Annotated in this window: 22 protein-coding genes; 10 read left to right on the top strand and 12 right to left on the bottom strand. The window is 66.9% G+C overall.

Features of this window, described 5'->3' with window-relative positions; translation table 11 throughout:
* From CAP40_RS07835 to CAP40_RS07800, 8 genes are all read right to left on the bottom strand, one after another.
* Entirely contained in the window at positions 1-1,233 is a 1,233-nt protein-coding gene (locus CAP40_RS07835) for a hypothetical protein (RefSeq protein WP_144034277.1), read from the bottom strand.
* Positions 1,234-1,235: 2 nt separating this feature from the next.
* Entirely contained in the window at positions 1,236-3,434 is a 2,199-nt protein-coding gene (locus CAP40_RS07830; RefSeq protein ID WP_086129360.1) for a polysaccharide biosynthesis tyrosine autokinase, read from the bottom strand.
* A gap of 41 nt (positions 3,435-3,475) precedes the next feature.
* Positions 3,476-4,162 (bottom strand): polysaccharide biosynthesis/export family protein, encoded by a 687-nt coding sequence (locus tag CAP40_RS07825; protein ID WP_256924074.1) that lies wholly within the window; start codon positions 4,160-4,162, stop codon positions 3,476-3,478.
* Between the two features lie 109 nt (positions 4,163-4,271).
* Positions 4,272-5,678 carry an O-antigen ligase gene (locus CAP40_RS07820; protein ID WP_144034275.1) on the bottom strand — a complete coding sequence of 469 codons (1,407 nt, stop codon included), beginning with the start codon at positions 5,676-5,678 and terminating at the stop codon, positions 4,272-4,274.
* Between the two features lie 97 nt (positions 5,679-5,775).
* Complete coding sequence (locus CAP40_RS07815; protein WP_144034273.1) at positions 5,776-7,170, bottom strand: hypothetical protein; 1,395 nt, start codon at positions 7,168-7,170, stop codon at positions 5,776-5,778.
* A gap of 52 nt (positions 7,171-7,222) precedes the next feature.
* Positions 7,223-7,843: an FKBP-type peptidyl-prolyl cis-trans isomerase gene (locus tag CAP40_RS07810; RefSeq protein ID WP_086128825.1), complete on the bottom strand. Its 621-nt coding sequence runs from the start codon at positions 7,841-7,843 to the stop codon at positions 7,223-7,225.
* A 93-nt stretch (positions 7,844-7,936) separates the two neighbouring features.
* Positions 7,937-8,143, bottom strand: a complete 207-nt coding sequence (gene rpsU, locus CAP40_RS07805) for a 30S ribosomal protein S21 (protein ID WP_010545388.1) — start codon at positions 8,141-8,143, stop codon at positions 7,937-7,939.
* Positions 8,144-8,289: 146 nt separating this feature from the next.
* Complete coding sequence (locus tag CAP40_RS07800; protein ID WP_086128824.1) at positions 8,290-8,856, bottom strand: DUF3617 family protein; 567 nt, start codon at positions 8,854-8,856, stop codon at positions 8,290-8,292.
* A gap of 89 nt (positions 8,857-8,945) precedes the next feature.
* Here CAP40_RS07800 and CAP40_RS07795 point away from each other — a divergent pair, with 89 nt between their 5' ends.
* The 3 genes from CAP40_RS07795 (at position 8,946) to CAP40_RS07785 (ending at position 12,419) form a co-directional block, all read left to right on the top strand.
* Positions 8,946-10,232, top strand: a complete 1,287-nt coding sequence (locus CAP40_RS07795) for an MFS transporter (RefSeq protein WP_086128823.1) — start codon at positions 8,946-8,948, stop codon at positions 10,230-10,232.
* 179 nt (positions 10,233-10,411) lie between these two features.
* Positions 10,412-11,152 carry a response regulator gene (locus CAP40_RS07790; RefSeq protein WP_086128822.1) on the top strand — a complete coding sequence of 247 codons (741 nt, stop codon included), beginning with the start codon at positions 10,412-10,414 and terminating at the stop codon, positions 11,150-11,152.
* A gap of 4 nt (positions 11,153-11,156) precedes the next feature.
* Positions 11,157-12,419 (top strand): ATP-binding protein, encoded by a 1,263-nt coding sequence (locus tag CAP40_RS07785; RefSeq protein ID WP_256924073.1) that lies wholly within the window; start codon positions 11,157-11,159, stop codon positions 12,417-12,419.
* A gap of 75 nt (positions 12,420-12,494) precedes the next feature.
* On the opposite strand, the gene CAP40_RS07780 is transcribed toward CAP40_RS07785, so the two are convergent.
* The 3 genes from CAP40_RS07780 to CAP40_RS07770 all read right to left on the bottom strand — a co-directional run bounded on the left by CAP40_RS07780 (position 12,495) and on the right by CAP40_RS07770 (position 16,755).
* A complete protein-coding gene (locus tag CAP40_RS07780; protein WP_086128821.1) occupies positions 12,495-12,884 on the bottom strand; it encodes a response regulator in 390 nt (129 codons plus the stop codon).
* Positions 12,885-12,958: 74 nt separating this feature from the next.
* A complete protein-coding gene (locus CAP40_RS07775; RefSeq protein ID WP_086128820.1) occupies positions 12,959-15,418 on the bottom strand; it encodes an ATP-binding protein in 2,460 nt (819 codons plus the stop codon).
* Positions 15,418-16,755: a bifunctional diguanylate cyclase/phosphodiesterase gene (locus CAP40_RS07770; protein ID WP_256924072.1), complete on the bottom strand. Its 1,338-nt coding sequence runs from the start codon at positions 16,753-16,755 to the stop codon at positions 15,418-15,420. Before CAP40_RS07770 ends, CAP40_RS07775 begins: the two co-directional genes overlap by 1 nt.
* 550 nt (positions 16,756-17,305) lie before the next feature.
* On the opposite strand from CAP40_RS07770, the gene CAP40_RS07765 reads away from it, so the two are divergent.
* From CAP40_RS07765 to CAP40_RS07755, 3 genes are read left to right on the top strand one after another with little or no spacing between them, the layout of a single operon-like run.
* Positions 17,306-18,622, top strand: coding sequence for a UDP-glucose/GDP-mannose dehydrogenase family protein (locus tag CAP40_RS07765; protein WP_086128818.1), 1,317 nt, complete (start codon positions 17,306-17,308; stop codon positions 18,620-18,622).
* A 25-nt stretch (positions 18,623-18,647) separates the two neighbouring features.
* A complete protein-coding gene (locus CAP40_RS07760) occupies positions 18,648-19,472 on the top strand; it encodes a carbon-nitrogen hydrolase family protein (protein ID WP_086128817.1) in 825 nt (274 codons plus the stop codon).
* A complete protein-coding gene (locus tag CAP40_RS07755) occupies positions 19,469-20,842 on the top strand; it encodes a glutamate--cysteine ligase (protein ID WP_086128816.1) in 1,374 nt (457 codons plus the stop codon). The genes CAP40_RS07760 and CAP40_RS07755 overlap by 4 nt, the downstream gene beginning before the upstream one ends.
* 46 nt (positions 20,843-20,888) lie before the next feature.
* Here CAP40_RS07755 and CAP40_RS07750 read toward each other — a convergent pair whose 3' ends face one another.
* Positions 20,889-21,128, bottom strand: a complete 240-nt coding sequence (locus CAP40_RS07750) for a hypothetical protein (protein ID WP_086128815.1) — start codon at positions 21,126-21,128, stop codon at positions 20,889-20,891.
* 199 nt (positions 21,129-21,327) lie between these two features.
* On the opposite strand from CAP40_RS07750, the gene CAP40_RS07745 reads away from it, so the two are divergent.
* From CAP40_RS07745 to nagA, 4 genes are all read left to right on the top strand, one after another.
* Positions 21,328-22,008, top strand: coding sequence for a LuxR C-terminal-related transcriptional regulator (locus tag CAP40_RS07745; protein ID WP_086128814.1), 681 nt, complete (start codon positions 21,328-21,330; stop codon positions 22,006-22,008).
* A gap of 84 nt (positions 22,009-22,092) precedes the next feature.
* Entirely contained in the window at positions 22,093-22,986 is an 894-nt protein-coding gene (locus CAP40_RS07740; protein ID WP_086128813.1) for a BadF/BadG/BcrA/BcrD ATPase family protein, read from the top strand.
* Positions 22,976-23,857 carry an N-acetylmuramic acid 6-phosphate etherase gene (locus tag CAP40_RS07735; RefSeq protein ID WP_086128812.1) on the top strand — a complete coding sequence of 294 codons (882 nt, stop codon included), beginning with the start codon at positions 22,976-22,978 and terminating at the stop codon, positions 23,855-23,857. The genes CAP40_RS07740 and CAP40_RS07735 overlap by 11 nt, the downstream gene beginning before the upstream one ends.
* Positions 23,854-24,981 carry an N-acetylglucosamine-6-phosphate deacetylase gene (nagA, locus tag CAP40_RS07730; protein WP_256924071.1) on the top strand — a complete coding sequence of 376 codons (1,128 nt, stop codon included), beginning with the start codon at positions 23,854-23,856 and terminating at the stop codon, positions 24,979-24,981. The genes CAP40_RS07735 and nagA overlap by 4 nt, the downstream gene beginning before the upstream one ends.
* Positions 24,982-25,066 lie beyond the last annotated feature (85 nt).

Genomic DNA, 25,066 nt, shown 5'->3' with positions numbered 1-25,066 from the left:
TCAGCGCACGGCGTCGATCCGGACTCTTTCGACGGTTCCATGCTGCCCCGACACGCTCTCAACAGAGTGTAGTTCGAGCCGCAGCCACTGGAACCCGCACCCGGCCGGAACCTCGAACGAGAGCCGGCTCTCCGCCAGCTTGTCCGAAGCTGGTCCGGCCGCCAGTTTCGCGATCGGCGCGCCCGTGCCCACGCAGGCCAGCGACCATTGCGGCGCCGCCGCCGGATCGGCCACGTCATGACGCATGCGTACCGTTAGAACATATTTGGCCGGTGCGAGCGCAAGCATCTGGGAAAGCACCTTGCCCAATCCGCCATTGCTTGCACCGAATTCCGCGCCCGACTGGCCAAGGCTCGCCTCCACGTCGGAGCCCCCGCCCGTCTCCCAACTGATCGGGGGATAGAGCGAAGCGTGCTCGAAGGCGCCATCGCGGACCAGGTCGCCCATATCACCCGCATAGAGACGGTAAAGCCGGAAGGCGGCCCCGGGTTGAGATCCGGCAAATTTGCCGATCAGCGCGCGCTTGCGGTCGTCGGTCCAGGTCCTTGGCGCGGTAGGTGGCACCACTGCGAAGACACCGCCCAGATTATCGACCTTGGCCGCTTCGAAGATGGTCCAATCGATAAATTCTCCGAGCCAGGGCGGGTCGCGCCGCAACATCCGCGCAATCTCCGCCGCCATGGCCGGATCGGATGCAGCCTCGCCCAGGGTGGAGAACAACCACGCCCGCGACTGCGGACTCGCGCGCAGGACCTTGTCATAATGGGCCAGCGTTCCCGGCACGTCGTCCGCGGCCACCTGCTCCTCAATCAGCAGCAGCTGCGTACCCAGGTCACGCCGCGAGAGCCGCTCCGCCAAACGGAGCAACGCAGCGGAACGCCCGGCGTCGTTGCGCAGGCCAGCGTCGATAGCCAGCAGCCGCACCGCTTCGGGATTGAGTGCCGTTCCCTCAAGCGACTGGCGCGCCACGGGCCCGATCCTGCCCGATTTGAGCGTCGTCTCTCCGTCCATCAGGAGCGAGTTGTCGATCTCGCGGGCCAGGGCCACCGGATCCTTCGGCGAAATCCGCAGCGCCGCCAGCGCATTAGTTCCACGAAAGACCCCCGTCATCGCCGAGGCAACGCTGCCGATCGCGAGCGCGAGTGCCGCCGCCGCCACGCTACCGCGATAGATATAAAGACCACTGCGCGAGGATCTTGGAGGAACCGCGTTTGGAGGAGGCGCCTCAGCCATGTTTATGCCGCCTTGCTGTCGTCCTGACCGCCATAGCCATAGCCATAGCCATAGCCATAGCCATAGCCCGCCTGACGGCGCTTGAGCTTGGTCAGGACTGCACCGAAGATATGCGCATGCACCGCCTGGACCCGGCCGAGCGAAGCCTTCACGCCACGCACGGCGACGCCTTCCGCCTCTATCACGAAGACCGTGCCTTCCACCGCACGCGACAGCAGCGGCGCGTCAGCAAGCCCCAGGATCGGCGGGGCGTCGATAACGACGTGATCGAACTCCTCAAGCAGCTTGGGCACCAGGGTCAGCATCCGATCGGTGCTCAGCAGTTCGGCCGCGCTCGGAGGCATGGGGCCGGCAGCCATCAGCGTGACATTCTTCACCGGAGTGGGCTGGAGCAGATCGGCAGCGTTATTCTCTCCCGACAGGAAGTTGCTGAGGCCCTTGCTCCCGCTGAGGGCGAGAAAACCATGAAGCGAAGGCGAGCGCATGTCAGCATCGACCAGCACCACTCGCTTGCCGGTCCGGCCGAGGACGGTAGCGAGTGCGAAGCTCGTAACGCTCTTGCCCTCTCCCGGCCGGGTACTCGTCACCATGATCGATCGCGGCATGCCGTGATCGGTCGAAAAGGCGAGGCTCGAGCGGATCGAGAGATAGGCCTCCGACACATCGGACTTCGCGTCCGCGAGCTTGGCAAGCATGTTCTCGTCGCCCGCGTCCGGCACGCTGCCGAGCAGCGGAACCTGGAGGATCCGATTGACCTGTGACGGTTCCCGAACCCCCTCATCGATCTGCTCGAGAGCGAACGTGGCCGCGCCGGCAAGAATTATACCAACGAACAGCGCAAGCGCGAGGTTCATGGGCAGCTTCGGAGCAGACGGCACATTCGGGGCCTTTGCCGCATCCACTACGGAAACGTTGTTCGCAGACACACCGGCGACGCCGATTTCCTTATAGCGCTGCAGCAGCGCGTCATAGAGCTGGCGATTGGTATCCGCCTCGCGCTGATAGATATTGTACTGGATGCTGTTGCCGCGCTGCTGCTCGAACTGCCGCTTGATCTGTTCGACCTGCGCGCGGAGCGCCTGCTCGCGCTTCAACGCATTGCTATACTCGTCCGACACCGCGCTACGGACGCGGCCTTCCTCGCGCGCAATGGCCCGGTCGAGCTCGCTCACCTGACCATGCAGCGCCTGTACCGGCGGATAACTCGGCTCGAACTGGACGAGCATCTTGGCATATTCTGCGGCAACTTCCGCACGACGCTGGCGCAGATTGGCGATCGCAATGTTGCTGACCGACTCCGAACTCACGCCATTGGCGGGAATGCCGGTCCGGCTCTGCGCGGCAATGCGTGCGGCGGTCGCATCGGCCAGGGCGCGATTGAGCGCTTCGAGATCCGCCTCGATAAGGGTGCGCCCGGCCTGAGTCCGCCCCCTTTCGTCGGTCGTCGCGCCAAAGGCGACGATTTCCTTGTCGCCGGCATAGCTGACGAGATCGCGTTCGGACTGTTCCAGCCGGGTGCGAAGCGCGGAAAGGCGCTGTTCGAGAAAGGTGCGCGCGTCCGCGGTGGAGGCATAGCGCCGATCGATGCTCGCCGCGATGAATTGCGCCGCCCAGGTGTTGGCGATCGTCGCGGCGAGATCCGACGAAGCCGAAGTATAAGTGATATCGACCAGACTCGACCGAAGGATAGGACGGATCGAGACATGGTCGCGCAGCACTCGCACGGCGAGATCGAAACGCGATTTACGCTGTGCGTCGGTCAGATTCTGTCGCGCCACGGGGAACAATACGGGGTTCACCTTGACGCCGTGCAGATCGAAGAAATCGCGCCGCTCGTCGAGCTTCAGCGTCTTGACCACTCGCTCGGCAAGCGAACGGGCACCAAGCAGCTCGTACTGCGTCTGATAGAATTCCTGATCCCGACCCACCTGTTCGGAGTCCACGCCCTGAACGTTGGTCACATTCTTCTGCTCGCGGCTGATTTCGAGCCGTACCGACGCCGTATATTGCGGAGTGGTGAGCAGCGTAACGACGAGGCCGGCGACCAGGGACAGGATGAGGATGGTCGCGATCACCCACTTCCAGCGCAGCACGATATGCCAAACCTGAAGCAACGACGGAATCGCGAGGCCGCGCGAAACGGACTCGTCCCGCGCATCGTTCAGCTGGCCCGGGAGGGAGGAGCTCGAGGTCTCTAGCATCATTTTCTCGATTTTCGAAAACGCAGGATCACCGACGCCGCTTACTTCAGCACCGCAACGGCAACATAGCTCAGGATGGTACCAGCGGCGAGAAGGTCCTTGAAGAGTCGACGCGCCTGCGAATCGCCGATGACCACGACATCATTGGCGTAGAGTTCAGGATCAGAATAGCTACCGCGGCGGATCGCGCGGAGATTATACAGCGCCGCCATCTTCTGCCCGTTCACGGTGCGGAACACCACGACATCGTCCATCCGCGCATATTCGCTCAGCCCCTTGGCAGTGGCGACCGCGCGCATCAGCGTCATGCGACCCACGACGGGATACAATCCGGGCTCGCGCACCTCGCCGTCGACCGTGATCACCTGGCTCACCGTTTCCTTGAGGTTCACGGTAACCTGCGGATTCTTCACGAAGCCGGCGCGCAGACGGGCTTCGATAAGCTCCGCCAGCTCGCCCGGGGTCTTGCCCGAAGCCTCGATCGTGCCGACCAGCGGAAACGACAGGCGCCCGCTCGCATCGATCTGCACTTCCTTCTGGCTGAGATCGGCAATGCCGAAAACGTCGATCGCCAACTTGTCGAAGGGGCCGATCAGATAGGGACGGTTCTGCTCGAACAGGTCAGCCTTGGTCGGCACCGGCAGTCCATCGCCGGGCATGACATGAACGTCCGCACCCCCGCTCAGTTGCGGACGCCCCATGCAGGACGCAAGCAGCAGCGCAGCCAAACAAATTGCAGCTCTCGACAACATCAAGCACCTTTTGCCGTATTTTGCGCCTGCTAGCGGAGACCACTCAGTGGCGCTATTGTTTTTTGGAAACGATACCGCGCGCCGTTCAACGCGCGCGATACGCCGCTTTCGATGGATTCCGCGACGAAGGATATGCACCCGCGCAAAGCCAGACGGCCGAAATCGCGAGCACGCCGGCGAGGAAGGGAGTCCGCAACGGATAGTCGGTGACGCTGGCAACGCCGAAGATAAGCATCAACACCGATGCGAGCCGGCCAAAGGCCACATCCTGCCCCTCGCGCAGCGGCCGGCGAAAGACGCGCCAGCTCGCCACCGCCCAGGCCAGCACGGCGACGAGCATCAAGGCGATGCCGAGAATTCCACCCGTCAACGCAACCTCGAGCAGCTCGTTATGGGCATGGTTGCCATAGGTTGGCCGCAGCGCCCAATCAGGCTCGTCGATCGGATAGACATCGGCGAAGGAGCCGAATCCCGATCCGAACGGGAAATACTTGCCGAGCATCGTCATCGACGTCTGCCATAGCGGCACACGCGCATCGTCACCGACGTTCCCGGCAAGAAGTCGCTGAACGGCGATGCCCCGCGAAGCGAAGACCGTAAACGCACCAAGGGCGACCACGGCAATGCCCCCGGCCGCATACCACCATCGCCGCGACGAGCGGGAGGATGCCGAACGATCCGGCTGCGGCGCGTAAAGAAAGGGGATCGAGGCAAGTCCGATCAAGCCGACGATCAAGCCGAGCCGGGAACCGGTCACCAGCAGGAGAGGCAGGAAAAGCAGACCCGCGCCCACGCACAACCAGAAGCGCGTGCGCCGATGCGCCAGCGTGAGGCCCGCCGGCGCCGAAGCGGCATAGACCGCCAGCATCGGAAACAGGCAGGCGAGATAGATTGCCTGATGATTCCGATTGGCGAACAGACCCACCGCAGATCCATTATTGGTAATGCGATAGAAATAGAGCGGCCCGTCAGGCGGGCCGATCACCTGCATCAGGCCCAGCACGCCGCCGAGCACGCCCATGCCGATCAGCAGCGGCAACACCAGAAAGCGCTGTTCGCGCCCCACGCCGATGCACAGCACCAATACACTCGCCGGCACGAGCAGCGAAAACAAGGCATTCCAGGTCTGGTAGGAGACCAGGCTGATCGGCCGCCAGAGCGCCGGCAACCCGGCCGCCCGATCGACATCGACCACGATGGCCCGCCCAGGCAATGCCTGCCATATGGCGGGCGGAAGCGGCACGAGCTGAATCGCGACCACCAACGCCACGGCGGCGACATAGGCCAGGAGGAAACGATATCGACGCGCCTCTTCGGGCGTCAGGAACCATAGCCCGAAGCCCAGCGCGAGCGCCGCCGCAGGCCGCAGCACCATCAGCGCCGGTATGTCCGCGCGCGCCCCCCCGCCGGTCAGGACCAGCAGGACCAGAAAACCCAGCAGGACCCAGAGATGAGCCGAGCGCAACAGTCGATCGGGAGGGAAGCGCGTCAAGGAAATGTTCCGCAATGCGATGGAGGTTGAGCGGAGGCTCGTAAAGAAGAGACCTGCAGAGAGATCGGAGCTGAGTCAACGTGGCACGCGCCAGCAGTCAGGCAGCCCCCTTCACATTGCCGCAATTATAGGCGCGACATCGCTTGAAGCCTTCCTCCGGTGAGAAGCCGCCGGACTTTGAGGCCGAATTGACCTGCGGAATATCGCGCAGGACATTGTCACAGATCACCACCTGACTCGCGGACCGGGGCGCGTTGACCAGGGCCGCATTGCATCGCTGGAAATAGGATCGCGAAATGACGGCACCTTCGCAGTTGGTCAGATCGAGAAAATGCGATGTCGTGCCATTCACGTTTTCGACGAAGCTCTGATCGAACGAGAAAGCCAGTGCCCGGGCGTTGCCCCCGCCATATCCGACCGCTCCGACGCATTTCTCGAAACGACAGTTGGAAACCGAAAGCCGGAACAACGTCGTCCCATTCCCCCGCCAGCGTATCGGCTGGCCGGTGAGCGCCTCGAAATTGGTTTCGCCGCCGATGGAAATGCTGTTGCTCGCCCCTTTGCAATCGATTCCCGTCTCGCCATGCATCAGCTGGCACCGCGCGACGATCAGGTTGTTGGCGTTGGCGCCCAGCGCGAGGTGAATTCGATTGTTCAGAAACCGGCAGCCGAGAATCTGCCACGAATAGGCGCCGTCAACGAGATCCAGGCCCGTTGCCAAATTGCGGAACTCGACATCGGCAAGACGGACATGCGCGAACCAATCGGCGGCAATGCCCGTCCCCGCGCCTTCCCGCTCGAGGGGAAGCAGGGAGAAACCGCTGAATTCCAGGTTGCTGACGGCGTCGTCCCGGACACCGACAAGCTGGATCGTCGGCGCGTTCGCTACGCCGCCATGACGGATCAGGAAGGTTGACTCCATCCCCGCCCCCTTGATGCCCACGGGGCCATCGATCCGAACCGTATCCGACACGAAATAGCTGCCGTTACCGAGCAGGATGGCCCTGCAGCGCATCGCCTTGCAGAAGGCAAGAGCATATCGGAAGGCAGCGAGCGAATCAGGGCGATCGGTCCAGGAAGCGCGCCCGCCGAACCATTCCAGGGGGACGTCCGGAAATCCGTCCAGAATGTCCGGTTCGCTCTTACGGAACGTCCAGCCGCCTTCGAAGATCCTGTCCAGCCCGGTGCTGTCGATCCTGCCATCGATTGTGAGCCTGGCCCCCGGTCGCGCCGGCGCGAGGCGCGCGCGCGGAGAAAAGATCAGCACCGCGGCTCGCGGGATTCTCAGGTCGCCGGCCCTGTAGACCTTCCCCGCCTCGAGCAGGACAACGCCTTCGGCAACCTTCGCGGCATCCAGCGCCCGCGCAAGCGCTTCCGTGTCGTCAGCCTTGCCATCGCCGAGCGCCCCGAAGGTCTCGGGCGAAATCGCCAGCGCCGAAGCCCCGACCAACCCGGCACCGACACCGAAGAACGTTCGACGCGATATCGACATCAGAGCCTTCCAGTGCGCTCGAGGCTCGGGACGTATCGGCCAAGCCCGGCGATTACCGCCCGGTTTCGCCCGCCTCGGGGCCACCCGGCGGAGGACCGCCCGGACCACCTGGAGCGCCACCCTGCTGCTGCTGCATCATCTGCTGCTGGAGCATCATCTGGCGCAGCTCGGCGGCCGGGATGATCTGCTTGATCTCGAGGTCGAACTGCAGGAGCTTGCCGTAGAGCGGATGCTGCGGGCCGGCCTTCTCATAGGCGAGGCTGGCCGGGATCCAGATGCGCAGCTTCGAATCCTTGCTCATCATCTTGAGCGCTTCGTCGAAGCCGGGGATCGCGCCGCCGACCGGCAGCCGGATTTCACCGGCCGGCTGGAAGACGGTGCCGTCGCGCAGCGTGCCGACGGTCCATACCGAAACCCCGTCGCCCTCCTGCGCCTTCGGGCCCGTACCCTCCTTCAGGACCTGATACTGAAGCCCCGAGTCCGTGGTGCGCACGCCGAGCTGGCCCTTGTTCCAGGCAAGGAACTGCGCGTCATTGCCCTTGACGGCGACGGGCGCGCGCGTGCCGGTCCAGGCCAGCGCCACCGCAATGGCGATCGCCAGCACCAGCCCGGCCCAGAGCCAGACCTTGTAGCTGCGCTTGACGGGCTGGAGCGGAACGGCGGTCACGGACATGCGATGAGCTCCAGGCGCGGGCAGCCAGCTACCCGAAAGTCAGAAAAGTCACGGCGGCACCGCGCGCTGGGCGCGCAATGCCGGGTCGCGAAATCAACGGGCGCTGTCGCGCTCCATGCGCTTGCGCTCGAGCTTGCGGGCGCGGCGAACCGCGGCGGCACGCTCGCGGGCACGCTTCTCGCTGGGCTTCTCGTAGTGACGGCGAAGCTTCATCTCGCGATAGACGCCCTCACGCTGCAGCTTCTTCTTGAGCGCGCGCAGCGCCTGGTCGACGTTGTTGTCGCGAACGATGATCTGCATAAACCGGTCAGTGCTCCGATCTTCAATTCAATAGAAAAGGGTTCGCCGGAACGCGGGGTTGCGGCGTCGTGGCGGCCACCTAACAGCGCAATTCCGATTTTTCAAGCGCGAACAGGCTCCGGCCCCGCAATGATGCGGCGAGCCGATCAGGCGGCCGGCTGGCCCTGGCAGAGCCCGAGCCGCTTGCCGTAGACCCGCAGCCGGATCGCGGCATAGCCGGGCTGGCCCTTCACGCCGCTCTTCTGATCGACCGTCACGTCATAGGCCTGCTTGCCCATGGTGCCGGCATAGAGAAGCGTGGTCTTCGCGCCGCTCGCCTGGGTGCACTGGATCTCGACGTCGAGCCTGCCCCCTTTCTGCACGAAGCGCGGGAACGTGCAGGTACCGGCGACCTTTTCGAGATTCTCGATGTCGAGCGGCTTGAGGTCGCTCGCCGTCTGACACTTCACGGCATGGCGCTCCTGCTTCTTCACCGCCGCCAGCTGGTCCGCCTTGTCCGGCCCGTCGGCGAACTCGGCGGAAACGACCTGCATGCCCGAATCCCAGGTGCCCGGCTGCATCAGCATCTTGGAATGCGCCGCTTTGGACAGGCCCGCGACCTCCTTCATCGAGGCATTCCGCACCTCGAACTCGCCCGTGGCGGCGGCTTCCCGCTCCGCGGCGGACTGGCAACCGGTGAGCACAAGGGCGCCGAAGAGCAGGATGGCACGCATATTCCGGAAATCCCTCTCCAAATTCGTGGCGCCACACAGCCGATATCGCAGCCAAAGACAAGCGCGATTCCTGACGGCATAGTGATGCGATGACAGCAGCCGATACCACCACGCCGCCCCGACACCGTCTGCGCTCGATCCTGGGGGGATCGGCCGGCAACCTGGTCGAATGGTACGACTGGTATGCCTATTCGGCCTTCACTCTCTATTTCGCGCCGCACTTCTTCCCCAAGGGCGACCAGACCGCGCAACTGCTCAATGCCGCGGCGGTGTTCGCGGTCGGCTTCCTGATGCGGCCGGTGGGCGGCTGGCTGATGGGCATCTATGGCGACCGCTATGGCCGCAAGGCGGGGCTCACCCTTTCGGTGACGCTGATGTGCGCCGGATCGCTGCTGATCGCCCTCACGCCCGGCTATGCGACGATCGGCGTGGCCGCGCCCGCGCTGCTGGTGCTCGCCCGGCTGATGCAGGGCATTTCGGTGGGCGGCGAATATGGCGCAAGCGCCACCTATCTCTCCGAAATGGCCGGCAAGCGGAATCGCGGCTTCTGGTCGAGCTTCCAGTACGTCACCCTGATCTCCGGCCAGCTGGTGGCGCTGCTCGTGCTGCTGGTGCTGCAATCCACGCTCAGCGAAGCCGATCTCGACGCCTGGGGCTGGCGCATCCCCTTCCTGATCGGTGGGGCGCTGGCGGTGATCGTCTTCTGGCTGCGGCGCCGGCTGGCCGAGACGGAAAGCTTCGAGAAGCGCGGCGGCGGCCAGTCGAGCATCTTCGCCCTGTTCCAGCACCATCCGCGCGAGGCCGCGCTGGTGATGCTGCTCACCGCGGGCGGCACGCTCGCCTTCTATGCCTATTCGATCTACCTGCAGAAGTTCCTGGTCAACACTTCGGGCTTCGACCGGGCCACCGCCTCCGAGATCAATGCCGCCGCCCTGTTCGGCTTCATGCTGATCCAGCCGCTGGCCGGCGCGCTTTCCGACCGGATCGGGCGCAAGCCGCTGATGATCGGCTTCGGCGTGCTCGGCGTGCTGCTCACCTGGCCGATCTTCACCACGCTGGAGAGCGTGCGCAGCCCGATGCTCGCCTTCCTGATCATGCTGGGCGCGCTCGTGATCGTGACCGGCTACACCTCGATCAACGCGGTGGTGAAGGCAGAGCTCTTCCCCGCGCATATCCGCACCCTGGGCGTCGCCCTGCCCTATGCCGTCGCCAATGCGCTGTTCGGCGGGACGGCGGAATATGTCGCCCTGTGGTTCAAGGACGCGGGCTGGGAAAGTGGCTTCTACTGGTACGTCACCGCAATGATCGGCGTGTCGCTGGTGACGTATCTGCGCATGCGCGACACTGCGAAACACTCGCGGATCCTCGAGGATTGAGAGTTATTGCTAATCATTAGCGCACGCCAAGCGGGACGGCGGCCCCCGGCACGAGGCCGGGGCGGCCAGCTGGATGGGACAAAAGCCTTTGCGGCTTTCCCCATCCCGCCCCGTCGATATGTTTCGGTGCATTGCAGCCCTGCAATACCAGCGTTAGGCTCGCACCCGATCACCAGTGGATGCTGCAAGCCGCACTAGCCTTGGACCTGGAAACCCGCCTGCTGATCGTCGACGACGATCCCGGTATCCGCGAACTGACCGCGGCCTTCCTGTCGCAGCACGGCTATGTGGTCGACACGGCCGCGGGCGCGATCGAGATGCGCACGCTCGCAGCGCGGCACGATTATGCGCTGATCGTCCTCGACGTGATGATGCCGGGCGAGGACGGGCTCGCCATCCTGCGCTCGATGGATCGCGAGACCGGGCCCGCGGTGATCCTCCATTCCGTGATCGGCGAGGATATCGACCGGATCGTCGGGCTGGAGATGGGCGCGGACGACTATGTGCCCAAGCCCGCCAATCCGCGCGAGTTGCTGGCGCGGATCCGCTCCGTGCTGCGCCGCAGCCAGGGCGACCGGGCCGCGCCGGCGGCGGCACCCAGCCGCGCCTTTCTGCGCTTCGCCGGCTGGCGGCTCGATCCGGTGGCCCGCCAGCTCTGGGATCCGGACGACGTGATCATCAATCTGTCCGACGGCGAATTCCGCCTGCTGCTCGCCCTGGTCGAGCGGCCGCGCCGGGTGCTGACCCGCGACATGCTGCTCGATTTCTCGCGCGGCCCCAATGCCGAGCATTTCGACCGCGCGATCGACGTGCAGATGAGCCGGCTGCGCAAGAAGCTCGCCCGGCCGGGCTCCGAGGACCTGATCCGCACCATCCGCAACGAAGGCTATATGTTCGTCGCCGAAGTCGCGGCCAAGTGATCCCGTGACTCGGCGTTCGATCACCGTTCCCATCGTACTGCTCGTCATTGCCGCCGCGCTGATCGCGACGACGACGCAGTTCACGATCATGTTCAACGGCCCGCCGCCCGGGCCGGGGCCGCTGCCGCTGGCCCGCGTCGCCGAGGCGCTGCGCACCGGCATCGTCCCGCCGACGTCCCGGGCGCGGATGACGGTGACGCGCACCAACGAGGACAAGTTCGGCCGCCAGGACGAGCGCCCCTCCCCGGCGCGCGACGCGGCGATAGCGCGCCTGATGGAAGTGCCCGCCGAACGCATCCATGGGCTGTACCAGCTCCCGGCGCGCGATCCCGAGCAGGATATGCGCGGCAGCTTCACCGTGGCGATGGAGGACGGGAATGGCTGGATCGTCGCATCCAGCGTGTACCGCCCGACCTTCACGCGCTGGCACCTCGCCCGGCTGCTGGGGATGCTCGGCACGCTGCTGGTGCTTTCCCTCCTCGCCTGGGCCGTGGCCCGCCGCATCTCGCGGCCGATCCGCGACCTGGCGGGCGCGGCGACCCGTGTGCGGCTGGGCGCGCGCCAGCCGATCCCCCAGAAGGGCCCGCGCGAAGTGCACGAGCTCGCCCGCGCGCTCGATTCGATGCAGGAGCGGATCCTGCTCGAGGCCGAGAATCGCAGCGCGATGCTGGGCGCGATCGCCCATGACCTGGGCACGCCCCTGTCGAGGATCGCCTTCTGGGTCGAGCAGCTTCCCGACGCGGCGCGGCTGCGCGCCGAGGCGGACATCGAGGAGATGCGCGCGATGCTGAAGGCCGCACTTGCCTTCACGCGCGACGGGCGGGACGGCACGCCGCATGCGAAGCTCGACCTGGGCAGCCTGATCGAGAGCCTGGTCGACGATCTCGCGGCCGCAGGCAAACCGGTTACCGTCGAGCCGGGCCCGCGCGCCGTGGTGCGCGGCGATTCCGCGGCGCTGCGACGGCTGTTCGCCAACCTCATCGAGAATGCGGTGCGCTATGGCGAGCGCGCCCGGCTGCGCTGGAGCCTGGGCGAAGCCACGGTGGACGCAGTGGTGGAGGATGACGGGCGCGGCTTCGACCTCGCCCGCGCCGAGGCGCTGTTCGCCCCCTTTGTGCGCGGCGAGGCCTCGCGCAGCCGCGAAACCGGAGGCACGGGACTGGGCCTCGCCATCGTCCGCTCGATCGCCGAGGCGCATGGCGGCACCGTGACGCTGGAGAATCGCCCGGGCGGCGGCGGGCGGGTGCGCGTGCGGCTGCCGACCTGAGCACCCGCCGGCCAATGGCGGCACGCGCGCGCCAACACGATTGAAGGGACGGCGGAGGAGAATTGGGTCCCCAGCCTAGAGGATCATGCCCCCGCCGCCGCGGATCGCGAGGACCCGGCCGATCGAATCGAACAGCGCGTCCATTGCCACCGGCTTGAACAGCACGTCGTCGGCACCGATCGCGAGGCAGCGCTCGCGCAGGTCCACGGCGGTATCGGCGGTGACGACGATGATCGGCAATTCCCCCTTCGCGTCGCCGCGCGCGCGAATGCGGCGGATCGTCTCGAACCCGTCCATGCCGGGCATGCGCAGATCGACCAGCACGACGTCGAACGATTCCGCGTCGAGCATCGCCAGGCCCTCTTCGGCCCAGCTCGCCTCCGCCATCGTCGCCCCCGCGACGTCGAGCATGTCCTTCACGACCCGACGGTTCATCGGATCGTCCTCAATGAAGAGGATGTTCATGCCCGTCCGCCCGTGGCGACCGGTTTCCCCGAGATGCGCGCGACCGTTTTTTTCATGTCCGGTGTGCTATCGTCCTAAGCCGCCCGAGATACAAGCGGGTCCCCCTCCCGCTTGCCGGAATTTTCTTCCGCTGACGGAATGATAGCATCGATCAGGCCGACGCCGGTAATGGGTTTTTCGATTATCTTGCAGTTGCTTGCCGCAATCAGCTGAGCAGCGGTCTCCGCATCGGGCTTGAGCCAGAGGACGGCATGAACCACGTCCTGCGCCGCCGCGCGCAAGCCGGCGAGCGCGGGGGCAGGGCCCTCCGCCTCGACCTTGAGCGTCGCTTCGTCGGCGAGGAGATGGCTGACACCGCCGGCCTCGAGCATCGGCAGCGCCTCCGCGGCGGAACCGGCGAAGCGCAGCCGGGCGACGCGCGGCTCCAGCAGCGTGCGCAGCATCGAGCGGGCGATCGGATTCCGGTCGAGCACGACCAGGTCGAGCCCCGCCGCGCTTTCGTCGGCCACGACGGCCTCGGGGGCTTCGGCGGGGACGAGCGGCAGGTCGACGATGAAGCGCGAGCCCCTGCCGTCCTCGCTCTCCACCATGATGTCGCCGCCCAGCGCACGGGCCAGGTTGCGGCAGATGGCCAGCCCGAGGCCGGTGCCGCCGAAGCGGCGCGTGGTGCTGGTGTCGACCTGGCGGAAGCTCTCGAATATCTCCTCGAACTTCTCGCGGGGGATGCCGATGCCGGTATCCTCGATGGCCAGCCTGAGCCGCCGGGCATCGCCCTCGCCCCCGGCCGCCGCGCGCAGCGTGACGCCGCCCTTCTCGGTGAACTTGATCGCGTTGGAGAGCAGGTTGAACACCAGCTGGCGCAGGCGGGCGGCGTCGCTGACGATCCAGTGCGGCGCATCGCCGAGCTCGAGCCGGAAGGCGAGCCCCTTGTCGCGCGCCTGCTCCTCCCAGAGGCGCGTGACGTCCTTCAGCATGGCGCACAGGTCCATCGGCGCGGCCTCGACGCTCAGATTGCCCGTCTCCATCTTGGCGACGTCGAGAATGTCATCGACCAGCGCGCGCATGGTGACGCCGGCGCCGTGGACGATGCCGATGCGCTCGCGCGTCTGCGCCTCGAGCTTCGGATCCGAGAGCATGACCTGGGTCATGCCCAGGATGCCGTTCAGCGGCGTGCGGATCTCGTGGCTGGTGGTCGCGAGGAACTCGGTCTTGGCCTTGAGCGCCTTTTCCAGCGCCACATTGGTCTCGCCCAGCACGACGTTCGCGGCGCGCACCTTGTTGCGGCTCCGGCGAACGGTGATGAGGCCCCAGCCGAGCGCGGCCATGACGATCACCGTCGCCGCGCCGATCAGCAGGAACAGGGTCTGCTGGTAGCGGACCCGGCGCTCGGCTTCCTGCGTCTGGAGCAGCAGGATCTGGTTCTGCTGCTTCGCCCAGTCGAACTTCGCCGCCATCAGCGCCGCACCGGCGGTTGCGGCCACCTTGGTCGATTCATCGTCGAGACGCTTCATCGCCTGAAGATGCTTCAGCGCCTCCCGCGTGTTCTCAGCCTTGTTGAATATCTGGTAGGCGTAGAAATGGTCGCTGCGGAATTCGACCGTGGTCTTTCCCAGGTCCATGCCGTCGAACGTGCCGTGAATGAACCGCAGCGCCTCCCCGATATTCCCCCGCTCGGAAGCCAGGGCGGCCGCCGTCGCGAGCAGGTGCCGCCGCAGCACATCGGCATCGGCGCCGCGGGCGAGCTCGAACCCGCGGGTGATCGTCCGGTTGGCGTCGTCATAGCGCTTCAGCGCCACCTGGCTGCGCGCGAGGTTGCTGAGCAGGCGCGCCTCGAGCAGCGGCTTGCTCATGCCGCGCGCGATGACGATCGCCGTCTCATATTCCTTGCTCGCCTCCGCATCCCGGCCGAGCTTGGCGAGCACATTGCCGCGGCTGTTGTGGAGCGAAAGCGAAAGCACCGGGTCGTCGGTGAACAGCACGGCGGCCTGGTGGAAATATTCCTCGGCGCGCGAATCGTCGTTGGCGACGCTGTAGAGCCCGCCGATGTTCTGCAGCGCGATCGCCTGGCTGCGCGGCTCCTTCACCTCGCCGAAGATGCGGAAGGCGTTCTGGTAGCTCTCAAGCGCCTGCACCGCCTGGTCGCGTGCCATGAAGAAGGCGCCCTGCGACATAAGCAGGTCGCCGCGCAGCTTGATCGGCTCCGGGATCGAACGGATCAGGTTCAGGCCGTCGGTGAGCAGCGGCGCGGCCTTGGCGGGCTCCTCGTTGCGGATATGCGCCTCGGCGGCCAGCCAGCGCGCTGTGGCCAGCGCCAGCGCCCGCCGCCGCTCGTCCCGCAGGCCGAGCGCCAGCCCGTCGATCGCGGCGGCGTGGCGGAGCGCCTCCGCCTGATCGGACATCATGCTTTCCTTGGCGCCCCGGATCTCGGCCTCGATCGCCGGCGGGAAATCGGAACGATGCGGCGCCTGGGCGAATGCGGGCGCGCCGGCGAACAGCGCTGCCATGGCAAGGAGAGAACCCAGCAGCGCGCGCATCAGGCGCGCTTCCAGAAGCTCTCGGGGCGGACGAACGATGCCGGATGGCCATTGGCATTGTCGAGATGGCCATCGTCCGCCAGGAACTTGCGGAACGCATCGAGCCCGAGCGGGCGAGAGATGAGGAAGCCCTGCACCATGTCGCAGCCCATCACGCTGAGCAGGGCGAGCGCGGACGGCGTCTCCACGCCCTCGGCGGTGACCTCCATCTCGAGCGCATGGGCGAGATCGATCGTCGAGCGCACGATCAGCGGATCGCGGTTGCTGCTGGTGAGCTGCATCACGAACATCTTGTCGATCTTGAGCTCGCGCGCGGGCAGCTTCTTCAGATAGGCGAGCGAGGAGAGCCCGGCACCATAATCGTCGATCGCGAGCGTCACGCCGCTGTCGGCGAAGAACTGGAGGTGGCGGATCGCGCTCTCCGGGTCGCGGATCACCGCGGTCTCGGTGATCTCGAAGCCGAGCTTCGCATCGGTGTTCGCCAGCATCTCGCACACTTCGTTGACGAAGGCGGGATCGGCGAGGAGCTGGCCCGAGATGTTGACGAAGAGCAGCATGTCGAAGCCGTCGGCGCGCAGCTTGCGCTGGTCCTCGATCACCTGGCGCAGGGTCCAGAGCGTGAGCGTCGAGATCTCGCCCGCCTGCTCCGCGACCGAGATGAAATCGCCCGGCAGGATCAGGCCGCGCGTGGGATGCTGCCAGCGGACCAGCGCCTCGGCGCTGGCGATCTCCTGCCGGCGGACATGGACCTTGGGCTGATATTGCAGGAACATCTCGCCATTGGCGATCGCGCGGGGCAGTTCGCGCATCAAGGTGAGCTTGTCGAAGGCGAGATCCGCGCGCGACAGGTCGAGCATCACCACCCGTCCGTCGGCCCGCGCCTGTTCGAGCGCGGATTCGGCGGCTTCGGCGAGCAGCACCTCGTCATCCTCGACCGACGGCGCGGCGGCGACGCCGAAATGCATCTGGAGATGGTACGGCTCGCCGTCGAGGTCGAGCGTACGCTGGAAGCTCTTGCGGATCCGATCGATATCGTCGGCGGCGGCTTCGGGCGTCTCCCGCTCGAAACAGATCTCGATCAGCGACCGGCCGGCGGCGGCGATCCGGATATCGGGCACCAGGCCGGAGATTCGCCGCGCCACGTCCAGCACCAGCGAATCGGCGCGCGCCCGGCCCAGATGGCGGCGCAGCGACGCGAAATTCGCGATCTCGCACAGGCCCAGGACGCTCCACAGGCGCCCCTCGACATGGCGATCGTTACTTGCCCGGTGCAGTTCGCGCTTGCCGCCACGTCCGCGAACGCCGGCGTCCGCACCGCCCGCCCGCGCACTGTGCACCTGCACGAATTCCCTCGCGATTCCCGCGTGTTCCGCGGTGATCGCGACGGCGCTCGTGGAAGCACCGACCAAGGTCGCCAAGGGCTCTCTGCGTGCCGACATGCCCCCTAGGCCTAGTCCCCGACCCTTGAAGGAACGGTTAAACCACGCGTTCGAAGCGCTTTTTGCGAAGCCAACTCCGCAGAAATCCGGATTGATTCATTGTTAAGAAGGCTTTAACCATCTGAATCGCGCACAAGTGCGCACCGATGGGAGACTATGAATGTTCGCGTTTTTCAGCCTGATGTTCCGTGACGGCGGCGGTAACGAAATCCGCCCGTTCTGAGGAACGTTCATCCGGGCCGGCGGTGGAGCGACCTCATGTGAGGCCGTGCTGACCGGCCCGGACGACAACTGGTAAAGGCGGCCGCGCGCCGCCTTTTTTATTGCCCGTTTCCTTGTCCGCGCTTTTCTTGCCGGCCGCGCCGGAGCGCGTCGCCAACCCGCCCCCTTGCCCCGCGCGCTGGCGTCGCTATCTGCGCAACAGACTTTCTTCCCAAGGGGATCCACGTTGCGCATAGCGATGATCGGCACGGGCTATGTCGGCCTGGTTTCCGGTGCCTGTTTCTCGGACTTCGGCCATGAAGTGGTCTGCGTCGACAAGGATGCGCGCAAGATCGAGCTGCTCCACCAGGGCGTGATGCCGATCTACGAGCCGGGGCTCGACGCACTGGTCGCCTCGAACGTGAAGGCCGGCCGGCTCTCCTTCACCACCGACCTGGCCGAAGGCGTGAAGGGTGCCGACGCGGTGTTCATCGCGGTCGGCACGCCCAGCCGCCGCGGCGATGGCCATGCCGATCTCAGCTATGTCTTCGCCGCCGCGCGCGAGATCGCCGAGAACCTGACCGGGCCGGCAGTGATCGTCACCAAGTCGACCGTGCCCGTCGGCACCGGCGACGAAGTGGAGCGGATCATGCGCGAAGTGGCCTCGGGTGCCGGCGCCAGGGTCGTCTCCAACCCCGAATTCCTGCGCGAAGGCGCGGCGATCGAGGATTTCAAGCGGCCCGACCGTGTGGTCGTCGGCACCGACGACGAGGAAGCGCGCGACGTGATGCGCGCGATCTACCGGCCGCTCTCGCTCAACCAGAGCGCGCCGATCCTGTTCACCGGCCGCCGCACCAGCGAGCTGATCAAATATGCCGCCAACGCATTCCTGGCGGTGAAGATCACCTTCATCAACGAAATCGCCGACCTGTGCGAGGAAGTGGGTGCCGACGTGCAGGAAGTGGCGCGCGGCATCGGGCTCGACAACCGGATCGGCAGCAAGTTCCTCCATGCCGGCCCCGGCTATGGCGGCTCCTGCTTCCCCAAGGACACGCTGGCGCTGCTCAAGACGGCGGGCGACAACGAGACTCCGCTGCGCATCGTCGAGGCCACGGTGCAGGTGAACGACGCCCGCAAGCGCGCCATGGGCCGCAAGGTGATCAAGGCGATGGGCGGCGACGTGCGCGGCAAGACCATCGGCATCCTGGGCCTTACCTTCAAGCCGAATACCGATGACATGCGCGACGCGCCCAGTCTTTCGATCGTCGCGGCGCTGGAGGATGCCGGCGCCACGGTGAAGGCCTATGATCCGGAAGGTTTCGAGCAGGCGCGTCCGCTGCTGCCGAACGTCGAGTTCAGCGAAAGCGCCTATGCCGCGGCGGACGGAGCCGACGCGCTGGTGATCGTGACGGAGTGGGACGCGTTCCGCGCACTCGATCTCGGCCGGATCAAGGCGGTGCTCAAGACGCCGCTGCTGGTCGACCTGCGCAACATCTATCCGCCGGCCGAGGCGGAGCGCGCCGGCCTGAAGCTGGTCGGCGTCGGCAAGCCGAAGCACGGCTGATCCCGGCCCTGAAGGGGAGGAAGCGATGAAGGCCAGCCTGCTGCAAATGACGAGCGGGATCGATCCGGCCGCCAATGCCCGTACCGTCATCGACGGTATCGCGCAGGCGGCGGCGGAGGGCAGCGCGATGCTGTTCACGCCCGAGATGTCCGGCCTGCTCGACGGCGATCGCGCGCGCGCGCGCCGCCACGTGGTGGCGGAGGCGGAGGATCCCGTCCTGGCCGCGACGCGCGAGGCCGCGGCGAAGCACGGCATCTGGGTGCATCTGGGCTCCCTGGCGCTCAAGGGCGAAGGCGAGAAGTTCCTGAACCGCGGCTTCGTCATCGACGGCACCGGCGCGATCCGGGCGCATTACGACAAGCTGCACCTGTTCGACGTCGACCTCGCCACCGGCGAGAGCTGGCGCGAATCCAACACCTATTGCCGGGGCGAACGCGCGATCCTGGTCGATACGCCGATCGGCAAGCTCGGCCTCGCGATCTGCTACGACATGCGCTTCCCGGACCTGTTCCGCGCGCTCAGCGATGCCGGCGCCACCGCCCTCGCCGTCCCCGCCGCCTTTACCCGTCCCACCGGCCAGGCGCATTGGCACGTGCTGCTGCGTGCCCGCGCGATCGAGGCCGGCGCCTATGTCATCGCCGCGGCGCAGACCGGGCTGCACGCGGACGGCCGCGCCACCTATGGCCACTCGCTGGTGATCGATCCCTGGGGCGAAGTGCTGCTCGACATGGGCGAGGAAGCCGGTCTCGGTTCCGCCGAGATCGACCTGGCGCGTGTCGAGGATATCCGTTCCCGCGTGCCGGTGCTGCGCCACCGCCGCCCCATCCCTCCCGTCGAGACCTTCGCATGAGCACCAAGACCGAAAGCAACAAGGTGTCGGCTCCGATCGAGGACCGCGCCCAGCTGATCGAGTATTTCGCCAGGGGCGAGAAGCCGAAGGATCGCTGGCGCATCGGCACCGAGCACGAGAAGTTCGTGTTCGCGACCAGGGACTTTCACGCTCCCAGCTATGACGAGCCGGGCGGCATCCGCGACCTGCTGGGCGAGCTGACCCAGTTCGGCTGGAAGCCGGTACTCGAAGGCGGCAACGTCATTGCACTCTCGGGGCCCGACGGCACGGTGAGCCTGGAGCCGGCCGGCCAGCTGGAGCTTTCGGGCGCGCCGCTGGAGAATCTCCACGAGACCTGTGGCGAGACCGGGCGGCACCTGGAACAGGTAAAGCAGGTCGGCGACAAGCTCGGCCTGAATTTCCTCGGCCTGGGCATGTGGCCCGACAAGACCCGCGCCGAGCTGCCGATCATGCCCAAGGGCCGCTACGGGATCATGCTGCGGCACATGCCGCGCGTGGGCAATCTCGGCCTCGACATGATGCTGCGCACCTGCACGATCCAGGTGAACCTCGACTATGCCTCCGAAGCGGACATGGCACAGAAATTCCGCGTCGGACTGGCGCTGCAGCCGCTGGCGACGGCGCTGTTCGCCAACTCGCCCTTCACCGAGGGCAAGCCCAATGGCTATCTGAGCTACCGCAGCCATATCTGGTCGGACACCGATCCGGCGCGGACGGGCATGCTGCCCTTCGTGTTCGAGGAAGGTTTCGGCTATGAGCGCTACGCCGAATATGCGCTCGATGTGCCGATGTACTTCGTCTATCGCGACGGCAAATATATCGACGCGGCGGGGCAGAGCTTCCGCGATTTCCTGAAGGGCGAGCTGCCCGCCTATCCCGGCCACAAGCCGACGATGGACGACTGGGCGGACCATCTCTCCACGGCCTTCCCCGAAGTGCGGCTGAAGACCTTCCTCGAGATGCGCGGCGCCGATGGCGGGCGCTGGGGGCGGATCTGCGCCCTCCCCGCCCTCTGGGTGGGCCTGCTCTACGACCAGGGCGCCCTCGATGCCGGCTGGGACCTGGTCAAGGGCTGGTCGATGGAAGCGCGCGAGGAGCTGCGCAGCTCGGTGCCGAAGCTCGCCCTCGATGCGCCGCTGCCGGGCGGCGGCAAGCTGAGGGACATCGCCGGCGAGGTGCTCGACATCGCCGCGGCGGGGCTCAATGCACGGGCGCAGCTCAATGCCTCGGGCGACAATGAGTCCGGCTTCCTCGATCCGCTGCGCGAAGTGGTGCGCACCGGCAAGGTGCCGGCGCAGGTGCTGCTCGACCGCTTCAACGGCGATTGGCAGGGCGACATCCGCCGCGTCTATGAGGAAGCGCGCTTCTAGCCTTCCCGGCCCGGGGGAGTGCCACCGGGAAGGCCAGGTCCCCCGCCTACCCCCGCAGCGCCCGCTCCACTTCCTGGAGCCGTCCGTCGATCGCGGCCACTTCGTCGTCGTCGCCCTTGCGGATCGCGGCGACGATCAGGTCGACCAGCTGCTGCGCCGCGGAAGCGCCGAAGCGCAGGACCAGTTCCTCGCCGGAAAACATCGCCACATCCCGGAGCGCCACGCGCCCGCCCGGAACGGCGTCCTGTTCGAGATCGGGGTCCTTGCGCTTCGCATTCGCTGGCATGGTCGTTTCGTCTCACTGGTCTCGGGCGAAGCCTGCGCCCCGCGAGCGGGAGGGAAAACTCGTAAATTTACGTGTTTCCGGCGAGCCACGGAGGGGCTCCCATCACCCTTGCCCTCGGGTTAACCGAGGGCCACACAGGAACCGTGACGTCTGGGAAACGTTCTCCGGCGGAACACGACAAGATTGTGGTTGGAGGGTTATGACATCTGGGGAAAGCGCCGAGCCCCGCCCCGACGAAGACTTTGAACTGCGCCTGAGGGCCCTGGAGGTAGGGCTATGGGACTATGACATCGATGCCGACCTGCTCGTCTGCGACGCGCGCTGGTATCAGATCACCGGGCTGCAGCCCAACATGGTGCGCAGCCTTGCCGATTTCCGGCCCTTCATTCATCCCGAAGACGAAGCACTGGCCACGACGATAGACCTGGCCATGGTGGTGGAGCTGATCGCGCGCGACCTGCGCTATCATGTCGATTTCCGATTGATCCGGCCCGATGGGCAGACGCGCTGGATCCGCTCGGTCGCCTGCCTGCTGCTCGATGCCGGATCGGGCCATCACAAGGCAGTGGGATGCATCACCGACAATACCGATTTCGCGCTGATCGCCGCCGCGCGCGCCTTTACCCGCCCTGCGACGCGCAGCGACCCGGACATTCCCGATCCCGCCGCGGCGATCGGGGCGGCGGGCGCCGCGCTGAGCGAGCGCGAGATCGAATGCCTGCGCTGGGTGAGCCTGGGCAAGACCGCCTGGGAAACCGCGACGATCATGGGCCGCAGCCAGCGGACGGTGGAGTTCCACTTGGTCAATGCCACGCGCAAGCTCTCCGCATCGAACAAGATCCACGCGGCGGTGATCGCGGTGCGCAAGGGCCTGATCTGACCGACAACGGCCATATCCGCGGATTATGGCCCCCTGGGCGGTTCGGCATGGCAAAATGCGCGCCGGCTGCTGTAGGGAGCGAGCATGGCCTATTTCCTCGGTATTGATGCGGGCGGCAGCCATTGCCGCAGCCGGCTGACGGACGAGCGCGGAACGATCCTCGGCACCGGCGAGAGCGGCCCGGCCAATACGCGGATCGGCATCGAGCGGCTCCACGCCGTGCTGCGCGACGTCGCCGGCCAGGCGATCTCGGCCTCAGGGCTCGACGAAGCGGAGGTTGCGACGATCCGGGCCGGCATGGGCATCGCGGGCATCTCGCGCCCCGGGATGCGCGAGCAGCTCGCCGCGCTCCCCTTCCCCTTCGCCGCGATCGAGTTCGTCACCGACGCGGCGATCGCCAATCTCGGCGCGCATGCGGGCGTCGAGGGCGCGACGCTGATCATCGGCACCGGCAGCGTGGCCGAAGTGCGGGTGGGCACCACCAGCTTCACGATCGGCGGCTATGGCTTCCCGATCTCGGACGAGGGCAGCGGCGCCGCGCTGGGCCTCAGCGCGATGCGCCATGCGCTCCGGGCGCTCGACGGGCGCAGCGAAGTGACGCCGCTCAGCCACGCCGTCACCGCCGGCTTCGGGCACGACACGGCCCGCGCAGTCGCCTGGATGGATGCCGCCACCCCCAAGGACTATGCCGCCTTCGCGCCGCTGGTGATGGATTATGCCGAGAACAACGACGCGATCGCCCGCTCGATCGTGGAGGACGCGGCGCAGCATATCGAGCGGTTCATCGAGACGATCTTCGCGCGTGGCGCGGTCCGCTGCGCGCTCGCCGGGGGCCTCGCCATGCGGATAAGGCCCTGGCTGCGCGCGCGCACCGTCGCACGGCTCGTCGATGCGGTCTCCGATCCGCTCGACGGGGCGCTGCTGCTCGCCGGCCTGCCCGCCACTGCCCTCCCGACCCGGAAGCCCGATGCCGACTGAAGCCGCAGACCCCCGCTACCGCGCGATCGACCGCTGGCCCACCGAGGCGGCGGTGGAAGCGATGCTCGAAGCCCAGCTAGCGGCGATCGCGGCGCTGAAGAGCCAGACCGGCGCGATGGCGGCGGCGATCGACGCGGCAGCGGAGCGGCTGCGGCGCGGCGGGCGCATCGCCTATGCCGGCGCGGGCACGTCGGGCCGGATCGGCGTGCAGGACGGGGTGGAACTCACCCCCACCTTCAACTGGCCGGTCGAGCGGCTGGCCTTCCTGATCGCGGGCGGGCCGGCCGCGCTGACGCGGACGCAGGAAGGCGCGGAGGACAGCCGCGAGGCCGCGCTGGCAGCCGTGGCGATCGAGGAGATCGGCGCGGACGACGTGCTGATCGGCGTCGCGGCGAGCGGGCGCACCCCCTATGTGATCGCCGCGCTCGAGGCGGCCCGCGCCGCGGGCGCGCTGACGATCGCTCTTGCCAACAATGCCGGCACCCCGGTCCTGGCGGCGGCCGAGCATGCGATCCTCGCCGATACCGGCAGCGAAGTGGTGGCGGGCTCCACGCGGATGAAGGCGGGCACCGCGCAGAAGGTCGCGCTCAATCTTCTCTCCACCGGGATCATGTTGCGGCTCGGGCTCGTTCATGAGGGGCTGATGGTCAACATGCAGGTCTCGAACGCCAAGCTGCGCGCCCGTGCGATCCGCATGGTCGGCACGCTGGCGGGCGTGGACGGGGCCGCGGCCGAGGCGGCACTCGATGCCGGCGGGCGCGACATCAAGCGCGCGGTGCTGATCGCGCATGGCCTGGCCCCGGCGGACGCCGAGGCGCGGCTGGCCGCGGCAGGGGGCAGCCTGGGCACGGTGCTGGACAGGCTGTCGTGAGGGCGCTGGTCAATGGGCGCATGCTGCTGGCCGAAGGCTGGCGCGACGATGCCTGTGTGGTGATCGAAGGCGACCGGATCGCGGCGGTCCTCCCCGAACCGCCGATCGGCGCCGAGACGATCGACCTCGCCGGGCAGACCCTGCTCCCCGGCTTCATCGACGTGCAGGTGAATGGCGGCGGCGGCCGGCTGTTCAACGACGATCCGAGCGTGGAGACGATCCGCGTGATCGCCGAGACGCATCGGCGCTACGGCACCACCGGGCTGCTGCCGACCCTGATCAGCGACGACCTGTCGGTGGTCGAGGCCGGCATCCGTGCGGTGGACGCCGCGATCGCGGCGGGCGTCCCCGGCGTGCTCGGCATCCATATCGAGGGGCCGTTCCTCAATCCCGTGCGGCGGGGGATCCACAGCGAGAGCAAGATCCAGCCGCTGCGCGACGAATTCCTGGGACTGCTGGAGTCGGGCAGGCACGGCAGGACGCTGGTGACGCTGGCACCCGAGGCGGCGACGCCCGAGCAAGTCGCCCGGCTGGTCGCGGCGGGCGTGATCGTCTCGGCCGGGCATTCCGATGCACGCTACGAGACGGTGCGCGACGCGATCGACAATGGGCTGACCGGCTTCACCCATGTCTTCAACGCCATGTCTCCCCTGCTCAACCGCGCGCCGGGCATGGTGGGCGCGGCGCTCGAGGATCCGGACGTCTATGCCGGGATCATCGCCGATGGCCATCACCTCCATCCGGCGACGCTCCGCGTGGCGCTGCGGGCGAAAGGGCCCGAGCGGCTGATGCTGGTGACCGACGCGATGCCGAGCGTCGGCAGCGACGAGACCGTGTTCCTGATCCATGGCCGCGAGATCCACCGCGACGGCGACCGGCTGCTCGGCGCGGACAACACGCTGGCGGGCTCGACGCTCACCATGGCGGGCGCGGTGAGGGGAATGATGGCACAGGGCCGGGTCGGACTGGACGTCGCCGCCCGCATGGCCTCGGCTACCCCGGCCGCGTTCCTGGGGCTGGGCGGGCAACTGGGACGGATCGCGCCAGGTTTCCGGGCGGACCTGGTGCTGGTGGACGCGGAGCTGGAAGTGCTGCGCAGCTGGATTTCCGGAGTCTCGCGCTAACTTTTGTCATGCTGAACTTGCTTCAGCATCCGGCCTTCCGCCAGCGATCCCGCTTGAGGCACGTTGGACCCTGAAACGCGTTCAG

Source organism: Sphingomonas sp. IBVSS2, from assembly GCF_002127225.1.
Lineage (GTDB): Bacteria > Pseudomonadota > Alphaproteobacteria > Sphingomonadales > Sphingomonadaceae > Sphingomonas.
This window is presented reverse-complemented; position numbering and strand designations above follow the sequence as displayed.

Coding starts and splice junctions, on each gene's coding strand:
- CAP40_RS07835 (WP_144034277.1), bottom strand. CDS start 1,233: ATGGCTGAGGCGCCTCCTCCAAACGCGGTTCCTCCAAGATCCTCGCGC.
- CAP40_RS07830 (WP_086129360.1), bottom strand. CDS start 3,434: ATGCTAGAGACCTCGAGCTCCTCCCTCCCGGGCCAGCTGAACGATGCG.
- CAP40_RS07815 (WP_144034273.1), bottom strand. CDS start 7,170: ATGTCGATATCGCGTCGAACGTTCTTCGGTGTCGGTGCCGGGTTGGTC.
- CAP40_RS07810 (WP_086128825.1), bottom strand. CDS start 7,843: ATGTCCGTGACCGCCGTTCCGCTCCAGCCCGTCAAGCGCAGCTACAAG.
- rpsU (WP_010545388.1), bottom strand. CDS start 8,143: ATGCAGATCATCGTTCGCGACAACAACGTCGACCAGGCGCTGCGCGCG.
- CAP40_RS07800 (WP_086128824.1), bottom strand. CDS start 8,856: ATGCGTGCCATCCTGCTCTTCGGCGCCCTTGTGCTCACCGGTTGCCAG.
- CAP40_RS07795 (WP_086128823.1), top strand. CDS start 8,946: ATGACAGCAGCCGATACCACCACGCCGCCCCGACACCGTCTGCGCTCG.
- CAP40_RS07790 (WP_086128822.1), top strand. CDS start 10,412: ATGCTGCAAGCCGCACTAGCCTTGGACCTGGAAACCCGCCTGCTGATC.
- CAP40_RS07780 (WP_086128821.1), bottom strand. CDS start 12,884: ATGAACATCCTCTTCATTGAGGACGATCCGATGAACCGTCGGGTCGTG.
- CAP40_RS07775 (WP_086128820.1), bottom strand. CDS start 15,418: ATGCGCGCGCTGCTGGGTTCTCTCCTTGCCATGGCAGCGCTGTTCGCC.
- CAP40_RS07760 (WP_086128817.1), top strand. CDS start 18,648: ATGAAGGCCAGCCTGCTGCAAATGACGAGCGGGATCGATCCGGCCGCC.
- CAP40_RS07755 (WP_086128816.1), top strand. CDS start 19,469: ATGAGCACCAAGACCGAAAGCAACAAGGTGTCGGCTCCGATCGAGGAC.
- CAP40_RS07750 (WP_086128815.1), bottom strand. CDS start 21,128: ATGCCAGCGAATGCGAAGCGCAAGGACCCCGATCTCGAACAGGACGCC.
- CAP40_RS07745 (WP_086128814.1), top strand. CDS start 21,328: ATGACATCTGGGGAAAGCGCCGAGCCCCGCCCCGACGAAGACTTTGAA.
- CAP40_RS07740 (WP_086128813.1), top strand. CDS start 22,093: ATGGCCTATTTCCTCGGTATTGATGCGGGCGGCAGCCATTGCCGCAGC.
- CAP40_RS07735 (WP_086128812.1), top strand. CDS start 22,976: ATGCCGACTGAAGCCGCAGACCCCCGCTACCGCGCGATCGACCGCTGG.